Raw genomic sequence first — 20,026 nt, 5'->3', positions numbered from 1 at the left:
GTGCGGGGTGGTACTGAATGAATCAGCCTTCGCCAATAAATCCACCGGTTTGGTGAGCCCACAGCTGGGCGTAGATGCCACCCTTGTCGAGTAACTGCTGGTGGCTGCCTTGTTCAACGATACGGCCCTGATCCATGACGATCAGTCGGTCCATGGCGGCGATGGTCGATAACCGGTGGGCAATGGCGATCACCGTTTTGTTTTCCATCAGGCGATACAGGCTTTCCTGAATCGCGGCTTCCACTTCGGAGTCCAGTGCTGAGGTGGCTTCGTCCATGATCAGGATCGGCGCGTCTTTCAAGAGTACCCGGGCAATGGCAATGCGCTGGCGCTGGCCTCCGGACAGTTTCACACCGCGCTCTCCGACTTGAGCGTCAAAACCGCGGTTGCCTTCCGGGTCGTGCAGACCCGCAATAAAATCCAGTGCTTCAGCTTTGCGGGCGGCTTCAATCAGGTCTTCTTCGGTCGCATCCGGGCGGCCGTAAAGGATGTTGTCACGCACACTGCGGTGCAGCAGCGAGGTGTCCTGGGTGATCATGCCGATTTTTTCACGCAGGCTTTCCTGACTGACGTCCTTGATGTTCTGGCCATCAATGCGAATTTCACCGCTGTCGATGTCGTAGAAACGCAGCAGCAGGTTCACCAGTGTGGACTTACCCGCCCCGGAACGGCCCACCAAACCGACCTTTTCACCGGCTTTGATGTGAATATCCAGCTGGTCGAATACCTGTCTGTGGGTATCGGAATCAATGCCCTGATAGTGGAAGTCGACATGATCCAGATGAATCTCCCCGTGGCTGACTTCCAGCGGTTTGGCATTGGGTTTGTCTTCAATACTGACCGGTTGTGACAGGGTGTTCATGCCGTCGGTGACGGTACCCAGATTTTCAAACAGGGCGCCAATTTCCCACATGATCCACTGTGACATGCCGTTAATACGCAGTGCCAGACTGACGGCAATGGCGATGGCACCGACCGAAATGGCGTCGTCGAGCCACAGGGCAATCGATAGCGCCGCGACGGCAAACGCCAGCAAGTAGTTGATGCTTTGTACCGATACGTTGAGCCAGGTCGCCAGCCGCATCTGCCGGTGCACGGTAACCATAAATTCGTCCATCGAATCACGGGCGTAACGGGTTTCCCGCTGGCTGTGGGAAAACAGCTTGATGGTTTGGATGTTGGTGTAGCTGTCGACCACTCGTCCGGTCATTTTCGAACGGGCGTCAGCCTGATCGGTAGCCACTTGCTTCATGCGTGGCACAAAGTAAATCTGAATGCCGATGTAAGCCACCAGCCAACCCAGCAGAGGCAGCATCAAACGCCAGTCGGCCAATGCCACGGCCACCAGCATGGCGCTGAAGTACACCAGAATATAAACCGCTACATCGAGCAGCTTCATCACGGTTTCACGCACGGCAAGCGCGGTTTGCATCACCTTGGTGGCAATACGACCGGCAAATTCGTCCTGATAGAAACTGATGCTCTGACCCAGTAAATAGCGGTGGGCCAACCAGCGAATTTTCATCGGGTAGTTGCCCAGCAGGGTCTGGTGAACCACGGCAGCGTGCAGAAAGCTCACCAGCGGCATGGCCACCAGCACCACCAGCGTCATGGTAATCAGGCCGGTGGATTCATCGCTCAGGAAGGTGTCGCGGTTGCTGTTCGACAGCCAGTCCACCAGATCGCCCATAAAGCCGAACAGTGACACTTCCAGTATGGCGGCCAGCGCGGTGAGCAATGACATGCTCAGCAGTGGTGCTTCTATGCCCTTGCTGTAGTGGCGACAAAAGGCAAACAGGCCCTTGGGAGGCTGGGTTGGGTGTTCCGGTGGGAACGGATCGACGATGCGTTCAAAGAATTTCAGCATGGGAATCCGGCGAGGGTGAATCGTCCGCTTTGTAAATGGAATGGCACCTTAAACCAGTCTGGTGAATGTGATAAGTGCCACAAGTGGATCGACCTGTTCGCGCGGGTTTTTCTGATAGGCGTTATGAGTTTGGCTCTGTAATCAGGCCGGTTTGGTTATTCAGAAAACCGGCCAGTCAACAGATATTCGTCGCCAGGGGCCCAAGTGGAATCGATCACAACAAGTATGGGTCGGGCTTGGGAATTTTGCGGCATATCTCGGCCAGATAATCGAGGAACAGTGCAGTTCGGTGCTCGGTGGTGCGTCGGCTGGCGTATACCGCAGAAATAACCGCAATATCCCGGTGGAATTCCAACCCTTTCAGGGCCGCCACCAATTCGCCGCTTTCCAGCTGTTTCTGGCAATACTGTTCGGGCACAAAGCCAATGCCGCAGCCGGAAATAATTGCGTCCCGCACGCTGCATGGGTCGTTGATTTTAACGGCACCACCGGGGGCTTTTATCCGACCGCTCTGGCCCTGATAACGCCACGGCAACGCCATTTGCGAATAGCGCTTTTCCACCACCTGAATATGTTCCGGGATTTGCGCCGGTGAATTAAGCCCGGCCTTGCGCAAATACGCTGGCGAAGCGACGCATAACAACTGGCTGGTGTAGAGGTTTTTGAGGATCAATTCTGAGTCTTTGGGCGCCCCCACAACCACCGCGATATCAATGGCATCACGAATCACATCGACGTCCTGGCTGGTGATAAACAGCTCCAGCTCCAGCCCCGGAAAACGCTGGCGAAACTCCGCCAGATGCGGCGAGAAAATCTCCCGGCCAAACGACATGGGCATCGATACCACCAGTTTACCGGATGGGGTGCCGCTGAGGGCCGACATGGCGGCTTCGGTTTCCCGAGCCCGCTCCAGCACGGCAATGGCGTGTTCATAGAACGCCTGACCTTCATGGGTGATCCGAAACTGGCGGCTGTTGCGTTCAAACAGGCGCACGCCGGTGCCCTTTTCAAGCCGGGCAATGGCTTTACTGACCGAGGATTTGGCAATCCCCAGATAGTCTGCGGCAGGCGACATTCCCTGATGCTCGGCCACAGCAACAAATACTGGCAGGTCGTCCAGGTTCCAGGGCATAGGATTGGGCATGGTTTCGTCTCACTATTTCTACCGTTTCCAAATTCAGTGTGCATTCTGTCAGATTCGTGGTTTCCATTCTCAAACGATATGTTTCTTTTGTGGTGTTGTTGGAAACGATGGCTGCGCCTAGGATGCGCTCGACAGTGTGTTGAAGGCCACGGGGCTTTTTCCGGGCCGCTACGAACAACAACAACCCCACAAACAACACAGGAGCACACCATGGCAACTATCGTCGGTGGTTTGGGTTTGTCCCATTCGCCTACCATTGTTTCGGGAAAATTGAACAACAAGGCCAATGATCCGGCCTGGGCACCAATTTTTGAGAACTTCGCGGAAGTGAAGCAATGGCTGGTGGAAAAGGAAGTAGACGCCATTTTCATGATCTACAACGATCACATTACGTCCTTCTTCTTTGATCACTATTCCATGTTTGCCATGGGGGTTGATGACGAATACCAGCCTGCTGACGAGGGGGGCGGTGCGATTCCTATTCCGCCAATTCCGGGTCATGCCGGTCTCGCGCGTCATATAGGACAGGTGATGGTATCGGAAGAGTTCGATATGTCGTTTTTCCAGAAGAAAGGCATCGATCATGGCTGTTTTTCGCCGCTGTCGATGATTGCGCTGGATGAAGACGGCTGGAAGGGCTCGATCGTGCCTTTGCAGGTGGGTGTGTTGCAGTGGCCAGTGCCAAGTGCCTCGCGCTGCTACAAGTTTGGTAAGGCGTTGCGCAAGGCGATTCAGAGTTATCCGGAAGATTTGCGGGTAGCGGTGGTGGCAACCGGCGGTTTATCTCACCAGGTTCATGGTGAACGTTGTGGCTTTACCAATGAAACATGGGACAATGAATTTCTTGACCTGTTGGAGACCGCACCAGAGCAGCTGACCGACCTGACCATTGCTGAATACGCCAAGCGTGGTGGCTGGGAAGGAGCTGAAGTGATCATGTGGTTGATCATGCGTGGTGCGCTGTCGGAGCAGGTGAAGCAGATTCATCGGGCCACCTATTTGCCATCGATGACCAACATTGCGACTCTGGTGCTGGAAGACCTCGGTGATCAGCCAGCCGCCGCCGAGCTGGATGCTATTCGCGCCAAAGCCGTTGCCGAGTTGGCCGGTGTCGAAGCGCTGGAAGGCACGTATCCGTTCAGTTACGAGGTTAGCCATCGGGCCTGGCGCTTGAACGACTTCCTGCATCGGTTGATCATTCCGGCCCACCGTGACGCCTTTGTGAATGATCCTGAGCCGTTGTACGAGCTGTTCGCACTGTCCGATGACGAGAAAGCCATGCTGCGAGAGCGACAATGGATTGAACTGATTCGCTACGGCGTGATCTTTTTCTCGGTTGAAAAAATGGCCGCCGTACTTGGCGTGTCGAATCCTGAAATTTATGCCGCATTCCGTGGTTTGTCGCTGGAAGAATTCCAGGCTACCCGCAATGTGTCTATCAAGTATTCGGTATCTCATAAGCCTTCTGCGGGCTGATACCGAAGGGAGCGCCCAATGAGTTCTGCGGATTTATTGGGCACTGCCACTGAAACCTGATCGGGTTTCATCTCTGGTTGTCTGTTTCCATCAGCGGACAACCGACTTTGCCGGGGGCCTTTTGGCCCCCGGTTTTTTATGCCTGCTGATTTCCTTCCGTTTCAATACAAATACCCCAGTTCACGGGCTTGCTGCTCCAGTGTGTCACGAAACTGCGGATGAGCCAGTCCGATCAGCGCCTTTACTCGTTGCGGTAACGACAAGCCTTTGAGGCAGGCGGTGCCGTATTCGGTAACGATGTAATGGGCATCCATGCGGGTATCGGTAACCGCACCACCAGTCAGCTTCGGCACAATACGGCTGACGCTATCGCCCTTGGCGGTGGAGTGCAGGGCAATAAAGGAGCGGCCGCCGCGGGAACCGTAGGCACCACGCACAAAGTCGAGCTGGCCACCGGTGCCGGAGAACGGCGTACCAAGAATCTGCTCGGCGTTGATCTGGCCGGTGATATCCACTTCGATGGCGGAGTTAACCGACACCATATTGGGGTTCTGCTTGATCACACTGGGGTTGTTGACCCACGAGGCCGGGTAGCCAACGATCGACGGGTTATCGTCCATAAAGTCGTACATCCAGCGATCGCCCAGCGCCAGCGTAAACACATGCTTGTGTTGCATCAGCTGTTTCAGACGGCCGTTCAGTACGCCTTTTTCGATCAGGCGGGCCATGGCAGGGGAGAATAGCTCCGAATGCAGGCCCAGATTCTGGTGGTTTTCCAGCAGGTTCAACACCGCATTGGGCACGCCACCAACACCCATTTGCAGGGTATCGCCATCGTTGATGAATTCGGCAACCTGACGGGCAATGGCCCAGTCGATGTCAGACCCTTCAGCGTCGGGGATTTCTGCCAGCGGCTCGTCGTGTTCTATCAGGCCTTCAATTTCTGAAATATGAACCGAGCATTCACCGAAGGTACGCGGCATGTGAGTGTTCACTTCAACAATCACCTTGCGGGCCTTGCGTATTACCGTAGCGCCGTAGTCGGCGTTGGTGCCGAGGCTGAAGTAGCCGTGCTTGTCCATGGGTGAGACCGTCACCATAAAGCAGTCCGGCTCGATGTTTTCCGTCAGCATGCGGCCAACCTGATGAAACGCCGACGGGACAAATTCAATCCATGGGGCCGCGGCATTGGCTTTCACGGCCTTACGATCGTTATTGCTCAAAAACAGGCAGCGCGGGGTGAATTTGCCGCGCATGTCCGGCACCAGCAGATGTTCCTGCAAGGCTTTGGAGCCGTGCATGTAGTAGACGTTCAAGGCCGGCAGCATGTCGTTTTGCCAACCCGTTGCCAGTGCCTGAATCAATCCCGCTGGCTGCGACACCCCCATGCTCAGAATCAGGTTGTTGCAATCACTCAGGTGTTCCATGGCCTGTGCGGGCGTCAGTGTTTTCTGCTGGTACAGGTCATTCCATTGGCTGTTGCGACTCATGGCATCGTCCCCTGATTAAATGATGAACAGTGTTATAGCACCGCAAAGGCTACAGGTAGATGGAAACTGACCCGACGGTCACAACATGGATCAAGATTGTGATGGGTTTGTCATCTTTGCAGAGGGACTGGCGGCGATCAGAAACATGCCAGTTCGATCAATTCTGTGACTGATCGACGACGAAATTTTGTGATCGTAAAGACAAAAAAAGATCGCTTTTCTCTGCCGCAAAAATCACTAAATTTGCGCCTCCCGAACAGCACGACGCTGTTTAACCCAATCCGAGGAGATAGCGAGCCACATGCTCACTCAGCCAGAAGACTACTACGACGCTGACACCTTTGCGCGCATCAAGAAATTTGCCGATCAGCAGGAAACCCCATGCCTGATCGTCGACAAGCAGCTGTTTGCGCGGCAGCTGGACGCACTGATGAATTGTTTCCCTTACGCCAAAACCTTTTATGCGGTGAAGGCGAACCCGGCTCCGGAATTGCTGAATATTCTGAAAGACCGTGGCTGTAACTTTGATGTAGCGTCCCGCTATGAGCTGGACAAGGTATTGGCGCTGGGTGTGTCCGGCGACCGCGTGAGCTTTGGTAACACCATCAAGAAGGCATCGGACATCCGTTACTTCTACGAGAAAGGTGTCAACCTGTTCGCTACCGACAGTGAAGCTGACCTGCGCAATATTGCTCGCGCAGCACCGGGTGCCCGTGTATTTGTTCGCATTCTGACCGAAGGCGCACAAACCGCTGACTGGCCGCTGTCTCGCAAGTTTGGTTGTCAGACCGACATGGCGCTGGATCTGTGCATCCTGGCCCGTGATCTGGGTCTGGTGCCTTACGGTATCTCATTCCACGTGGGCTCACAGCAACGTGAAATTGGTACCTGGGACTCCGCCATTGCCAAGGTGAAGTGGATTTTCGAGCGTTTGCAGGAAGAAGATGGCATCGAGCTGAAGATGATCAACATGGGCGGTGGTTTTCCGGCCAGTTACATCAGCCGTACCAACGATCTGGAAACCTACGCTGAGGAAATTACCCGTTACCTGCGTGAAGACTTTGGTGACGATTTCCCGGAAGTGATTCTGGAGCCGGGCCGTTCACTGGCAGCCAATGCCGGTGTTCTGGTGAGCGAAGTGGTTCTGATCAGCCGCAAGACCCGTTTTGGTCTGCACCGCTGGGTGTACACCGATATTGGTAAATTCGGTGGCTTTATCGAAACCATGGACGAAGCCATCAAATACCCGCTTTACGTTGAAAAGAGCGGTGAAGGTGAAGAGTGTGTGATTGCAGGCCCGACCTGTGACAGTGCCGATATCTTGTACGAAAACTACAAGTACGAGCTGCCACTGAATCTGGCCATGGGTGACCGTATGTACTGGTTCTCAACCGGTGCCTATACCACCACCTACAGCGCGGTGGAATTCAACGGATTCCCTCCGCTGAAGAGTTTTTGTATCTGACGTTCGCTCCGGGCCACGCTCCATAGAGCGTGGCCAACCCTGAGTTGAGCTTTTGGCGACGCGCCCACAAGCCGTCGCCCGTTTTACAAGAATTCCCCGTCGATGCCTTCAACCGCATCGCAACACATTCCGCTACCGGGCAAACCGGTTCCTGCCTGTGTTCCTGCAGTACAAAAAAAGCCACCGCAAGGGTGGCTTTGTTGTTTCTGGTCTTGCCGCTATCAGAAGCTGCGGTTGATGGAATTACCGGTTTCTGGTTCATACTCCACAATGCCAATGGAATCGTAGCCAAACAGCAGTGTGCCGGTGTTTTTGTTGAGCCACATCGGGCCATAGTTCAGTGTCAGGGTTGCCAGAGGGCCTTCCTTGCACAGGTGGAACCAGTCAGCCCAGGAATCGCGGCCGCTACAGCTTTTGTCTGTGATAAGGATCTTTTTGTCACCGGGCTTCCAGGCGGTGACCATGGCTGAGTTCATTTTGCCGGAAATCCAGAATACACCACGTTTGTCATCCCACTGAATATGTCGCCAGGCTTCCGGTTTCGGGCCGCGTTTGATCAATGCCTTGCGGTTACCGGTGGCAGGATCAATTTCGAACATGGTCTTTTCGCCGGTGGAGTGGGTGTAGAGCTTGCCGTCGTGCAGATAGGCACCCAGCATCGGTCCACGCATATCAAAGCCGCGACCGACTTTCAGGCCATCATCGCGTTGGCCGCTGAGGGTGATGAAATCGCACTTGCCGCCATCGGCACTGACGCGGGCAAAACCGGTGCCGCCCATCTTGTTATTGTTAAAGCTGAGGATGAAGGAGCCATCCCTTGGGTCAACAGCGAAGACTTCCTGGGTGTACTGCACGTACTTTTGCGATTCGCGTTTGATGCTTTTGCGGCCGGACGGGCACTGGCCGTATTCGCCATTGCGGGCTTCCCAGACGACTGAGCGGTTGCCGGTCTTCGGCTCAACCTTGTAAATCACCGGGCCATTGCCGTAGCTGTCTTTGGTGTTTTTGCGATAGACGTAACCGAAGGCATACCAGTTGCCATCCGGGCCGGGTTGAATGTCTTTCAGCAGTGGAAACTGTGGGCCGCTGGCAATTTCCATCGGGCCGTAGTCATCCTGGGCCATGCCGCTGATAAAACGGCGTTTCCAGGTGTCCATATCATAAGCAACCACCAGGCCTTTGCCTTCCTCACTGTTGTCCCAGTACACCGAGGCAATCAGCTGGTTGTTGTCGTAGTCTATGAAACCACCACTGATGTGCGCGTTATGATAGGTCGCAAAGGAAGGGCCATCGGCGACGTTGCTGCCGCGATTTAGGGCGACTTCGGTCGGGCGCATACACTCTTCCAGACCGGTGCTTTTGCTGCTGTTGTGGCCACAGCGACAATCGGCATCGAAGCTGGTGGGGTATTGTTCATACTGCTCCAATGGGCAGCTGCGCTCGGCGTATTTGGCGTCAGGATTGAGATAGGAGGAAGCAGCTGCAAGTGCGGATTGGCAGCAAAGCGCCACCGCGGCCAAACGGAGCAGGGATTGAACGGACATAAGTCTTCCTTGGCTGACACTGAAAGCCTGAAAGTGTCAGCCAGGAAAAACGGCAAGTCTTCACCCAAATGGGTGAAGACGCTGCGGAGCTATCAGTCCTTGAGGCGCAATACCGCGCAGAACATGGTGTCGCTGTCGAGGGATGGTGCGCCCTGAATGCCCTGGCTGACCAGTTCAAACTGCGGGTTCTGATCCAGGAAGGCTTCGACCACGCCTTCGTTCTCTTCCACCTGCCAGCTGCAGGTGGCGTAAATCAGTTTGCCGGTTTTACGCAGGGCTTTGCTGCTGAGGGTCAGCAGTTTCAGCTGCAATGTGGCCAGCTCGCGGGTGTTTTCCGGCGTCAGCTTCCAGCGTGCATCCGGGTTACGACGCCAGGTACCGGCGTTGGTGCATGGTGCATCCACCAGAATGCGGTCAAAGCCTTGCTGCTGGGCAATCTCTTTTGGCAGTCGCAGTGGCGCTTCGCCGTTCCATTCAAAGCTACGGATATTCAATTGACCACCGCGTTTGGCGCGGCGTTTGAGTTCGTCCAGCTTGAATTTGTGCAGGTCGGTGGCGGTCACTGAGCCTTTCTTGCCCAGTGTGGCGGCCAGGGTCAGGGTTTTACCTCCAGCTCCGGCACAGGCGTCCCAGATTTTGTGGCCCGGCTGGGCGTCGACCAGACGACAGATCATTTGGCTGGCAGCATCCTGAACTTCCAGTTCACCGTTTTTCCAGGCGTCTGTCAGCATCACGTCGGCACCACCAAGGGCGGCCAGCAGGTGTTCCGGGGTGTCCTGATCTTCGTGTACTGGCAGCAGGCGGCTACGCACGCCCGCATCGGACAGCTCCTGATGCAGGGTTTCCAGCGAGCGACTGCCTTTGGTGCGCAACCACAGCGGTGGGCGCTGGCTTTGCTGTTCAACCCAATGACGCAAGGTCGCATCGGACCAGTCCGAGCTGTCCGCACGTGCCCACAATGGGGTTTCGAGGGTTGGTCGAATACCGTGCCACAGCATCAACAGGGCGTTGCTGTCACTGGACTCTACCTGCTTCTTGAATTCGGCAAAGTGCTCGCGACGGGCTTTCTGCTGGGAAATGGATGGCGCGTGCCAGTCCGCGTGGCTGCGTTGTTGAATCCAGAACCAGAAGTGTTGCGGGGTAGCCAGACGACGTTCGCCAGGTGACCAGTGCTGGTCCCAGTCGAGCCAGTTGTCGAAGTCCGGGTCCTGAAAGCTCTGCTCCAGTGCATCCGCCAGCTGCATGTAACGCACGGCGTCTTGCATGGCGTTGTCGAGCAGCATCCGGTATTTGCCCTGAAAACGTTTGGTGGCTTTGGCGCGCTGCTTCAGCCAGCGGTCCAGCACGGCATGGGCTGGCGCATCCTGCCAGTCTTGCCAGATATCAATGAGGTCGGAATAGGAAATCAGGGCTTGTTGGGTCATGTTTTTCGCGCTTTTCAATAATTGGCGCCAGTGTAAAAGCAGGGCGCGTTGACTACCAGTAAAAGCGCAGCATTTGCGCTTCAGGTGGCTCTTACCAGGGTTTCCAGCAGCTGTTCCGGAGCAATGGGCTTGAAAATATGGAAGCCCTGGCCAATGTCGCAGCCCAGTTCGGTCAGGGTACGCAGGGTGGCTTCGTCTTCAATGCCTTCTGCTACCACCTGCATTTTCATGGATCGGGCAATGTCGATCATGCCTTTTACAATCACCTGGGTCGCGGGATCGTTTGGCAGATCGCGCACAAAGGACTGGTCGATCTTGATCTTGTCGAACGAGAAGCGCCGCAAATAAGACAGCGAGGAGTAGCCGGTGCCGAAGTCATCCAGTGCAATGCGAACGCCCAGCTCACGCAGTTGTTGCAGTTTGTCCTGCACCGAATAGCTGTCGTCCAGCAGTGCCGATTCGGTAATTTCCAGCTCGATTTTGGTGAACGGCACGTGATGGCTCTGAATGATACCGACGATATCATCGACGATCGATGGACTGGCCAACTGAACGGGTGACAGGTTAACCGCCAACGTCATGCCCGCAGGCATCAGACGGGCATGCAGGCAGGCCTGTTGCAGTATCTGCTTGCCTAACGCATGTATGATTCCGGTGTCCTCGGCGACCTTGATAAAGGTGGCAGGGGAGATGCTGCCAAGCACCGGGTCACTCCAGCGAGCCAGTACCTCCGAGCAAGTAAAGTGGCCACTGGCCAGATGTCGTTGCGGCTGATAGTGCAATCTCAATTCGCCGTTGCTGACGGCGCGTCGCAAGGATTGCTCGATGCGATACAGTTGGTTGGCGGTGACTGCCATTTGCGGGGCGAATCGCACCACCTGACCACGGCCATTTTCCTTGGCCCGGTAAAGTGCCAGATCGGCGTGTTTCAGCAGCAATTCCTGCCGTTGGCCGTCGTCCGGAATAAATGCCAGACCAATACTGGCACCAACCGTGACGGTGAGGCTGCCAATACGACAAGGCTGTTCGAGGGTTTCGACAATGCGGTTAGCGATGTCGATGGCCTGCTGTTGGCTGTCGACCTGACGCAGGATGACGGCAAATTCGTCGCCGCCGGTACGGGCCACCAGATCGGCCGGGCGGGTATTGCCTTTCAGCCGGCCAGCAATGATTTTCAGCAGTTTGTCGCCGATGTCGTGGCCGAAGGTGTCGTTAACGTTTTTGAAGCGATCAAGGTCAATCGACAGCAGTGCAAAGATTTGCTCCTTGTGGCTCAGACTGCGCTGAATGGACGATTGCAGCTCGGTCTGGAACCAGCGACGGTTGGCCAGCCGGGTGACGCTGTCCTCGTGGGCCAGCTGCCAGATTTGCTGTCTTGCCTGATGGGTCTCTGTGACGTCCGAGATGACCCCGCGCCACTGCATGTCTGGTGTCGGAGTGGCGGTGATTGACCACCAACACAGCTTGCGGTTGATCCAGACCGGAATTTCAAAATCCCTGAACGCCCGTCCCATGGTGAAGTAGGTGCTGATCTCTTCGGCTTTACTGTCTGCCAGTTCGGTTTGTTCGCTGGGCAGCTGGGCGTGGCTTTGGCGAATCAGCTTCAGAAACGAATGGTCATCCAGCAGCTCCTTACGAATGGCAAACAGCTCTTCCAGCTTGGGCGAAACCCGTTGCAGCTTCAGCTCTTCATCGGCTTCCCACAGCACGTCGGCGGTGCTTTGTTCAAAGTCGTTCAGCAGCAGGCTGATCACTTGCTTCTGGTGCTCTGAAGTCAGGTCGGCCAATACCTGTGCCCGGAATACCCCGGCAGCATGGACAATGCTGGTGGTCAGAATGGTCATGTACACCACCAGTAACAGCAGCAGCAATGGGCTGATTTCAAAACCGGCCCGATACAGCGTGATGGCAGAAGCACTACCAAGAATCGCGACAAACGTCAGCGAGGCGGTGGGTAGGGTATAGAGTGCAAACCCCCCGGCGCAGATCAGCCCGGAGGTGATGGCGGTAATAAATATCTGCTGCTCTGTACTGGCAATGTCGTACAGCAACAGCGGCGGTGAGGCCCACAACAAGGCCAGTAAACCGGCATGAATCACGGCGCGATTTTCGACTCGGGCGGGGGCTTTCTGCGGTGGTGCCGGTTTGCGGGAAATGCCATACCAGCTTTGCACCGCCATCGCCATTAGCAGTACAACAGAGCCCGCCCACAGCACGGCCTGCCATGGCTCAACCAGATTCCACAGCACGGCCAGTGTCAGCGCTGTATTGAGCATCGCAGCGATGGCGTTCATCGGCGTCATGCCGGTGATGGCTAGCAGACGTCGGGCACGCAGTCGGTCGAAGGCGTCGTCGCCTAATTCTTCCAACGACATCGCAGTCGAGTGCGTGGCGTGGTACTGATCCAGATAGAAGCGCTTTAAAGCGCTTGTCAGCCGTTTGATAAGCGCCTCCCTGGCGAACAAAGCGTGGCGAACACACGCTGATAGTATCAGGATAGCCGATCTTTGGGATGCTCAGGTTATCTCTGCGTTGTCTCCCCAACCTGAGCAACGTCAGTCACCACAATCTGACCGGCTGCGGGGTAATGCCACTTTACTTCCACATCCCAGAAGCGCGTGCCGTACATCCGTTCAGGTGAAGGGGTTTGATAGGCCGGTTTGGGGTCCTGGGCCAGACATTGATTGATCAGCTCGACCAACCCCGGTCGGTGGCTTTGTTCAACGGCCTGAGCGCTGACAAGGACCTCTGGTTGCCAGTCGACCGTTACCTGAGCCGGTGCTTGCTGGGCAATGCCATTGCTGGCCTCTGGCAAACAGTCGGCGTAGGGCACATAGGGTTTGATGTCGATGATGGGGGTTTGGTCGAGCAGGTCGACACCGGCGACGTGAATGCGAGTACCTTCTACCGCCAGCACCTTTACCAGCGACTGGCCAATGCCATTGGGGCGGTGGCTGCTGCGGGTGGCAAACACGCCCAGCTTGTCGTTGCCTCCCAACCGGGGTGGTCGTACCCGCAAACGCGGTGGGGCTGATGGGTCTGGCAGGGCCTCATGGAACAGGAAACTGAGCCAGATATGGGACACCTGCTCCAGCCCTTGCAGCGCCAGTGGGTCGTCAAAGGGCGGTTGCAGCTCAATGATCCCTACCGCAGCCGGCGCCAGCATCGGTTGTCTGGGAATGGCAAATTTTTCAGCAAACGGGGTATGGGCAAGGGCGACGGTTTGAATCTGGTGCATGCAGGGGTCCGGTCGGGTGGCGTCAACTCACGATAGATAACCGTGTGTTAACCGATAGGTTGCCAATATTACCGGCTTCAACGGTTGCTTTTAAAGGCTGAAGGCCGTTGGCAGTCGTGGCATTATGAACCTTCTATCACAGCATGTTGATGTGAGGTTGTGTTTTAGTGGAGCTAAAAGGATTGCTGATATGAGTGATGATTTCGATACCCGCGGCGAGAGCCTGAAAGAACGCATGCAGGACCGTTGGGGTGAATCCGGTGGCATCCGTAACGGCATTGTGATTGTGGTGTTGCTGTACATCCTGATCACCCTGGCGCTGGGCTTCTTCTGGAGCAGCGAGCCAGACGCCTTTGCGATTCGGGAAAACACCGCCGTCAAAGCTGAGACCATGGGCGTCGACCCGGTGACCGGTTTCACCACTGTGTCCACCCTGATCACGGTAGCCGATACCATGCTGCACAAACCGGGTGGTTATTTAAGCAATGACATGACGCCGCCAGGCATTTGGCTGGATAACATTCCCAACTGGGAATACGGTGTGCTGACTCAGGTGCGAGACTTTACCGAAGCCTTGCGTCGAGACTTCAGTCGTTCGCAAAGCCAGTCGACCGAAGACGAAGACCTGATCACCGCCGAGAACAGCTTCAAGATTGACCACTCCCGTTGGGCGCTGCCGTCATCAGAATCTGAATACCAGACCGGTATCGACAAGCTGAACCGCTACATCACCCGTTTGTCCGATCGCAATGTGCCAGACGCCCAGTTCTACTCCCGTGCGGATAACCTGCAACGTTGGCTGCAAAATGTTGAAACCCGTTTGGGCAGCTTGTCCCAGCGCTTGAGTGCATCGGTTGGCAAGCCACGCCTGAATACGGATTTGTCGGGTGACCCGGATGCCCGTCAGTCGACTCCGAACGACGCCGACCGTGAAGTGAAAACCCCGTGGACCGAGATCGATGATGTGTTCTATGAAGCCCGTGGCAGTGCCTGGGCGCTGTCGCATCTGTTGAAAGCGATTGAAGTGGATTTCCGCGAAGTGCTGGAGAAGAAAAACGCACTGGTCAGCCTGCGCCAGATCATTCGCGAGCTGGATTCTACTCAGGAAACCGTATGGTCTCCGGTGATTCTGAATGGCAGCGGTTTCGGTTTGTTCGCCAACCATTCGCTGGTGATGGCTTCCTATATCTCTCGAGCCAATGCCGCCATTGCGGATTTGCGCATGCTGCTGTCACAGGGCTAACCTTCTGACAAACCGCTTGAAATAGCCCGCCGTCCGGCGGGTTATTGGTTTGTGGTCCTCGGTTTTTTCCTGCTTCTTGACGGTTTTTACATGGCCTTTTCACGGCCTGCTCCCCGTTTCTTTTCTGCACCTTCCTTGCCTTGATTCCTTGCTGAGTGCTTTTTGATCTGCTGGTCAATTTGTCAAAGCACTGACATCAAGCCCCTGTTCGGCTGTCACTTTTCTGTCATTTAAAAGCAATTTTCGTGTCACATATCCGCAACATACTCCGCCCCCAAGATATAAAGAGTCCATGCTCGGTCAGCCACCGTCAGGGACTGTTGTAAAACCTATATTCCTTTCAGGGGGCTCAATGAAACCGACACGGGTAATGCTAACTGCAGCGTCGACGCTTCTCGTTTCACAGGTGATGGCCGGTGAAGCTGTTTTCTATATCACCGAAGACGGCATGTCCATGCGTGACGTGGCAGTCAGTGTTGACGGCCAAAAGCAGTTGATCGGTAACACCGGTTTCGTTTCTTTCGATATCGATGCAGGCAACCACAGCGTTGAACTGTCCAAGTACGGCGAGTGGCTGGGCGAGTTCCAGTTCAGCACCGAAAACGGCGAACAGAACGCCGAAATTCAGGTAGATGTACTGGGCGGCGAAGCACTGGAAGACGTCGTGGTTTACACCCCGGGTCAGGAAGAAGCGCCAGCACTGGGCCAGATCTCCGGCTACCTGAACTCTGAAGAAACCGGCGGTGCGGTTGCGGGTGCCAGCGTATCGATCGCCGGTACTGACATGGCCGTTGTGACCGATGAAGAAGGTTTCTTCTCCTTTGAACTGCCACGCGGCGAATACGAATTGGCCATCGCTCACCCGAACTACGGCCAGCGCGAAGTCGACGGCGTACGCGTTATGGGTAACGTCAACACCGGCGTTAACCTGACGCTGGGTATGTCCGGTAATGGCGTGATTGAAGAAGTGGTTGCTGTGGGTTCCTACATCCCATCGACTGCCACCGCACAAGAGCGTGATTCTTCTGCGGTACTGGATGCCATTGGTTCCGAGCAAATGGCTCGCTTTGGTGACTCCAACGCAGCATCCGCACTGAAGCGTGTTGCCGGTGTGACCATTGCCGGTGGCAAATACGTGGTTGCTCGTGGTCTGAACGAGCGTCACACCTCCATCATGCTGAACGGCGCGTCCCTGCCAAGCCCGGACCCATCCCGTCGTGTGGTGCCTCTGGATATTTTCCCGTCCAGTATTCTGGATGGTATTGATGTGCAGAAAACGGCCACTCCGGATGTGTATGCCGATTCCACCGGCAGTGTGGTGAAGCTGACCACCAAGAAGTTCCCGGCCGAATTTGAAGGCAAAGTATCCGCCAGCCTGGGTTATAACGAAGGTCTGACGCTGGAAGATCGCACCCTGCAGCAATCTGAAAGTCTGGATTTTCTGGGCTTTGGTGCTGACGGTGATCGTGCTTTGCCAGGCAACCTGAAATCCTACAACTCCGACAGCGGTTCCAGTGCAGCGCGCGTGGCGGCGGCTGACCAGATGTCTGACAACCTGGCGACCGAAGAGCGTACTGTGATGCCAGACGTGTCGTTGGAAGTCAGCATGGGTGACACCCTGTCCGATAATGGCGATGTGAGCTTTGGCTACAAAGCCTCCCTGAAGTACTCCAATCAGTGGTCCAGCCAGGATCGCAAAGACGCGACCAACCAATTGTCTGGTGGCAACGTGCTGGTGGACGATTCCTACGATGTTGAACGTACCTCCAACGATATCAATCTGGGCTTCGGTTTGACGCTGGGTGCCATTGTCGGTAACTCCGAATACGCCAGTAACACCCTGGTGCTGCGTCAGACTCACGCTGAAACTTCCGTCAAAAACGGTGTGGGTGGTGACCAGGACCGTCAATCCATCACCTATGACATGGATTGGCTGGAGCGTCAGTTTGTATTCCAGCAGTTGACCGGTGATCACTACCTGCCTGAGTTCATGGATTCCAGCCTGAAGTGGCAGGTGTCTTTCTCGGAAGCTTCTCTGGATAACCCGGATCGTCGCACTTACAGCTTCCAGATTCCGGAAGGTCAGAACGACTATGTCCTGTACTGGAGCACGCTGGACCGTTATTACAATGAAATGACGGATACCAACGTCGATTTCAGTGCTGATATGAATAGCCTGCTGTCTTCTTCTGATTCCTACGAAGTGAAAGCCCAATATGGCGTATCCATGTTTACTCGTGAACGTGAAGCCGATGGTACACAGCTGGGATATCGTTCAACTTCGACCACCGCCAGCGGATATGAAGGTAACCTGAATATTCAGGATATCGTTAATGAAACGATTGCGACGGGTGATACCTCGCTGCTGAATAATTCTTCGCCTTCCAGTGATTACGATGCCAGCTGGAATTATATGGCCTATTACATTGGCGCTGAATTTGATCAGTTTGATGTATTTAAAATCAATGCGGGTCTGCGTGCCGAAGACTCTTCCATTGAAGTGAATACGGCGTCACTGGGTACTGGCTCTGCAATCACTGCCAAACTGGACGACAGCGATATCTTCCTGTCTCTGGGTGGTACCTTGTTCCTGGGTGAAGATGCACAGCTGCGTTTGGCTGCTTACCAAACCCAGAACCGCCCGGATTTCCGTGAGCTGGCCAATGCCCAGTACATTGATCCTGAAAGCGGTGACACCATCCGTGGTTACGACGGTCTGGTGAGTGCCGACGTGATGAACCTGGATGCCCGCGGTGAGTACTACTTCTCGGAAACCGAGTCCGTCAGTCTGGCGCTGTTCCACAAGACCTTTGATAACCCGATCGAGAAAACCCTGATGACCGGTGGTGAGGTGTTCTCTTACCGCAATGGTGAAGACGGTACCGTAAGTGGTGCCGAACTGGACTTCCGCAAAGAGATGGAACTGTCTCTGGGCAGTGCGTTTGTGTCCGGTAACCTGTCGCTGATCGATTCCGAAGTCACCATTTCTGGCGAAAGCCGCAAGATGCAGGGACAGCCGGATATGCTGGCGAACGTTCAGGCAGGTATCGACGATCTGGAAAATGGACTCGATTACACTCTGGTCATCAACTACCAGGGTGAATCACTGTACTCCGCGACCTTGCCGGGTAGCAGTGATCCGGAAGTGACTCAGGAGCCACGCACGGAAATCGACCTGAATATGAACTATGACCTGGGTAATGACCTGACCCTGAAAGGCAGCCTGAAGAATATTCTGGATGACGAAGTTAAACTGACCCAGAGTGGAAATAACTACCGCAGCTATAAGAAAGGACGTGAAGTATCTGTCGGCATGTCCATGCTGTTCTGATGGCTGTATATCTGAATACAGTTCGGTAATAAAAAAACGGGGCTTTGGCCCCGTTTTTTATTTGTGTTTGGTTATGTTCTTTTAATGCAGAAAATGTTGCTTTGTATTTTGTTTGTATTAATTCCTTAATAAAAATGTCATGGCAAATCCTTACCTTGTGCGTACTGAATTTATATGGCTTCAACAACAAGGGAAAGACCATGGAACTGAACAAACTCTTCATCGCCATGACGGCTGTATCCACTATGGCTCTGACCGCATGTGGCGGTTCCAGCAGCAGTTCTTCCGACAACACTACTCCGCCAGCTGCTGGTGATGTTTGTGCAACTGTAGGTACTCTGACTGAAGATACTATCGCTATCGACGGTACCGATATGGCGGTATGTGAACTGGAAGGCGTGATCTCCGAGAACGCTACCCTGACCAACGACTACGTCTACCGTCTGAACGGCTACGTGACTGTTGGTAACGGCGCTGACGAAATCGAAGCCGTAACTGACGTAGAAGAAGTTACCCTGACTGTTGACGCTGGCGTTCAGTTCCGTTCTTCCGGTCGTGGTTCCCTGATCATTTCCCGTGGCTCCAAAATCATGGCCAACGGTACTGCTGAAGCACCAATCGTAATGGCTTCCGAAGACGATGGCTTCGACGGTCAGGGCGAGTGGGGCGGTCTGGTTCTGCAGGGCTTCGCCAAGAACAACCAGTGTGGCGCAGAAATGCCAGCAGTGTGTAACGTTGCTGACGAAGCCGATACCGGTTTCCACGGTGGTAACGACGACGCTGACAACAGCGGTTCTATCGAGTACCTGATCGTTGCTGAAGGTGGCTACGAAGTCGCCGCTGACCAGGAAGTGAACGGTATCACCATGCACTCCGTTGGTTACGGCACCACTGTTGAAAACGTAATGGTTTACAACAACGCTGACGACGGCATCGAGTTCTTCGGTGGCGCGGTTAACGTTAAAAACCTGATTCTGGTTGATAACGGCGACGAATCCATTGACTGGGATGACGGCTACCGCGGTAACATCCAGTTCTCTCTGGTTCGCCAGGGTCTGGTTAACGGTGGTGACAATGGTATCGAGGCGGATAACGCTGGTCTGTCCAACACTGCTGAGCCTGTTTCCAACCCAACCCTGTCCAACATTACTTTCCAGACCGGTTCTGAAGGTTCTGCTTACCTGATGCGTGCGAAGGTTGGTACTCACGGTACTCTGGACAAGGTTGCTGCTGACAACTACGCCAGCGCTTTCCGCATTGCCAATACCGAAACCATGGTCACTCTGAACGACGTTCTGGTTGAGTTCACCGGCACTGAAGCAGCTAACATCCTGCGTCTGGACGACGAAGCGACTGAAGACAACATCTCCGGTTGGTCTTCTACTTCCACTTCTTCCACTGTAGAGCTGGGTGCTGCATTTGAAGTGACTGGTTCCGAGTCCACTCTGGATGCTGCAACGACTTCCGAGTCTGCTAACGACAGCACTGGTTTCATTGTTGCTACCAACTACATCGGTGCGGTTGCTCCAACCGTAACTGCTGCTGAAAACGCTTGGTGGTACTGGGCCAACTCTGTTGTGCCAGCGGCTTTCGCTGCCGAATAATCTTACCTCGGTAAGACAACAAAAACGGCGCCTTCGGGCGCCGTTTTTCGTTTCTGGAATAGTGAATTTTCAATTAAAACAACTGAGATCCTTTCTCATTTTAGAAGAGTTGGTATGATCCGTTACCCTGTAACAAAGCTGTCACGCAACTGAAGTAATGTGCCAGCTCGAATTTGAGGGGCCCGAACCATCTTACACGG

Annotated in this window: 12 protein-coding genes; 5 read left to right on the top strand and 7 right to left on the bottom strand. The window is 54.7% G+C overall.

Annotation, left to right across the window (positions count from 1 at the left end; genetic code table 11):
* Nucleotides 1-22: 22 nt before the first annotated feature.
* Together ACXADJ_RS10065 and ACXADJ_RS10060 are read right to left on the bottom strand one after the other, a co-directional pair.
* Complete coding sequence (locus ACXADJ_RS10065; protein ID WP_475065331.1) at nt 23-1,867, bottom strand: ABC transporter ATP-binding protein; 1,845 nt, start codon at nt 1,865-1,867, stop codon at nt 23-25.
* 214 nt (nt 1,868-2,081) lie between these two features.
* Entirely contained in the window at nt 2,082-3,011 is a 930-nt protein-coding gene (locus ACXADJ_RS10060) for a LysR family transcriptional regulator (RefSeq protein WP_475065329.1), read from the bottom strand.
* Nucleotides 3,012-3,221: 210 nt separating this feature from the next.
* Between ACXADJ_RS10060 and ACXADJ_RS10055 the strand changes: the two genes are divergently transcribed.
* Entirely contained in the window at nt 3,222-4,487 is a 1,266-nt protein-coding gene (locus tag ACXADJ_RS10055) for a gallate dioxygenase (RefSeq protein WP_475065326.1), read from the top strand.
* 161 nt (nt 4,488-4,648) lie between these two features.
* Here the strand turns inward: ACXADJ_RS10055 and ACXADJ_RS10050 are convergent, their stop codons facing one another.
* Nucleotides 4,649-5,977: an acetyl-CoA hydrolase/transferase family protein gene (locus tag ACXADJ_RS10050; protein ID WP_475065322.1), complete on the bottom strand. Its 1,329-nt coding sequence runs from the start codon at nt 5,975-5,977 to the stop codon at nt 4,649-4,651.
* 301 nt (nt 5,978-6,278) lie between these two features.
* On the opposite strand from ACXADJ_RS10050, the gene ACXADJ_RS10045 reads away from it, so the two are divergent.
* Nucleotides 6,279-7,442, top strand: a complete 1,164-nt coding sequence (locus tag ACXADJ_RS10045; RefSeq protein ID WP_028294740.1) for a type III PLP-dependent enzyme — start codon at nt 6,279-6,281, stop codon at nt 7,440-7,442.
* Between the two features lie 221 nt (nt 7,443-7,663).
* On the opposite strand, the gene ACXADJ_RS10040 is transcribed toward ACXADJ_RS10045, so the two are convergent.
* The 4 genes from ACXADJ_RS10040 to tsaA form a co-directional block, all read right to left on the bottom strand.
* Nucleotides 7,664-8,986, bottom strand: coding sequence for a hypothetical protein (locus tag ACXADJ_RS10040; protein WP_475065318.1), 1,323 nt, complete (start codon nt 8,984-8,986; stop codon nt 7,664-7,666).
* Nucleotides 8,987-9,078: 92 nt separating this feature from the next.
* Nucleotides 9,079-10,410, bottom strand: a complete 1,332-nt coding sequence (locus ACXADJ_RS10035; protein WP_475065315.1) for an RsmB/NOP family class I SAM-dependent RNA methyltransferase — start codon at nt 10,408-10,410, stop codon at nt 9,079-9,081.
* Nucleotides 10,411-10,490: 80 nt separating this feature from the next.
* Nucleotides 10,491-12,785: a putative bifunctional diguanylate cyclase/phosphodiesterase gene (locus ACXADJ_RS10030; protein WP_475065314.1), complete on the bottom strand. Its 2,295-nt coding sequence runs from the start codon at nt 12,783-12,785 to the stop codon at nt 10,491-10,493.
* Between the two features lie 146 nt (nt 12,786-12,931).
* Complete coding sequence (gene tsaA / locus ACXADJ_RS10025) at nt 12,932-13,648, bottom strand: tRNA (N6-threonylcarbamoyladenosine(37)-N6)-methyltransferase TrmO (RefSeq protein WP_475065312.1); 717 nt, start codon at nt 13,646-13,648, stop codon at nt 12,932-12,934.
* 190 nt (nt 13,649-13,838) lie between these two features.
* Between tsaA and ACXADJ_RS10020 the strand changes: the two genes are divergently transcribed.
* The 3 genes from ACXADJ_RS10020 (at nt 13,839) to ACXADJ_RS10010 (ending at nt 19,826) form a co-directional block, all read left to right on the top strand.
* On the top strand, nt 13,839-14,891 hold the full coding sequence (locus ACXADJ_RS10020; RefSeq protein ID WP_475065309.1) for a DUF2333 family protein: 1,053 nt from the start codon (nt 13,839-13,841) through the stop codon (nt 14,889-14,891).
* A gap of 352 nt (nt 14,892-15,243) precedes the next feature.
* A complete protein-coding gene (locus tag ACXADJ_RS10015) occupies nt 15,244-18,222 on the top strand; it encodes a TonB-dependent receptor (protein WP_475065306.1) in 2,979 nt (992 codons plus the stop codon).
* A gap of 200 nt (nt 18,223-18,422) precedes the next feature.
* A complete protein-coding gene (locus tag ACXADJ_RS10010) occupies nt 18,423-19,826 on the top strand; it encodes a hypothetical protein (protein WP_475065304.1) in 1,404 nt (467 codons plus the stop codon).
* Nucleotides 19,827-20,026: the final 200 nt, after the last annotated feature.

The sequence above is a fragment of the Oceanobacter sp. ABM4_470 genome (assembly GCF_056158645.1).
This window is presented reverse-complemented; position numbering and strand designations above follow the sequence as displayed.

What these genes read in the sequence shown, in the direction of transcription:
- ACXADJ_RS10065 (WP_475065331.1), bottom strand. Translation starts at nt 1,867, where the DNA reads ATGCTGAAATTCTTTGAACGCATCGTCGATCCGTTCCCACCGGAACAC.
- ACXADJ_RS10060 (WP_475065329.1), bottom strand. Translation starts at nt 3,011, where the DNA reads ATGCCCAATCCTATGCCCTGGAACCTGGACGACCTGCCAGTATTTGTT.
- ACXADJ_RS10055 (WP_475065326.1), top strand. Translation starts at nt 3,222, where the DNA reads ATGGCAACTATCGTCGGTGGTTTGGGTTTGTCCCATTCGCCTACCATT.
- ACXADJ_RS10050 (WP_475065322.1), bottom strand. Translation starts at nt 5,977, where the DNA reads ATGAGTCGCAACAGCCAATGGAATGACCTGTACCAGCAGAAAACACTG.
- ACXADJ_RS10045 (WP_028294740.1), top strand. Translation starts at nt 6,279, where the DNA reads ATGCTCACTCAGCCAGAAGACTACTACGACGCTGACACCTTTGCGCGC.
- ACXADJ_RS10040 (WP_475065318.1), bottom strand. Translation starts at nt 8,986, where the DNA reads ATGTCCGTTCAATCCCTGCTCCGTTTGGCCGCGGTGGCGCTTTGCTGC.
- ACXADJ_RS10035 (WP_475065315.1), bottom strand. Translation starts at nt 10,410, where the DNA reads ATGACCCAACAAGCCCTGATTTCCTATTCCGACCTCATTGATATCTGG.
- ACXADJ_RS10030 (WP_475065314.1), bottom strand. Translation starts at nt 12,785, where the DNA reads ATGTCGTTGGAAGAATTAGGCGACGACGCCTTCGACCGACTGCGTGCC.
- tsaA (WP_475065312.1), bottom strand. Translation starts at nt 13,648, where the DNA reads ATGCACCAGATTCAAACCGTCGCCCTTGCCCATACCCCGTTTGCTGAA.
- ACXADJ_RS10020 (WP_475065309.1), top strand. Translation starts at nt 13,839, where the DNA reads ATGAGTGATGATTTCGATACCCGCGGCGAGAGCCTGAAAGAACGCATG.
- ACXADJ_RS10015 (WP_475065306.1), top strand. Translation starts at nt 15,244, where the DNA reads ATGAAACCGACACGGGTAATGCTAACTGCAGCGTCGACGCTTCTCGTT.
- ACXADJ_RS10010 (WP_475065304.1), top strand. Translation starts at nt 18,423, where the DNA reads ATGGAACTGAACAAACTCTTCATCGCCATGACGGCTGTATCCACTATG.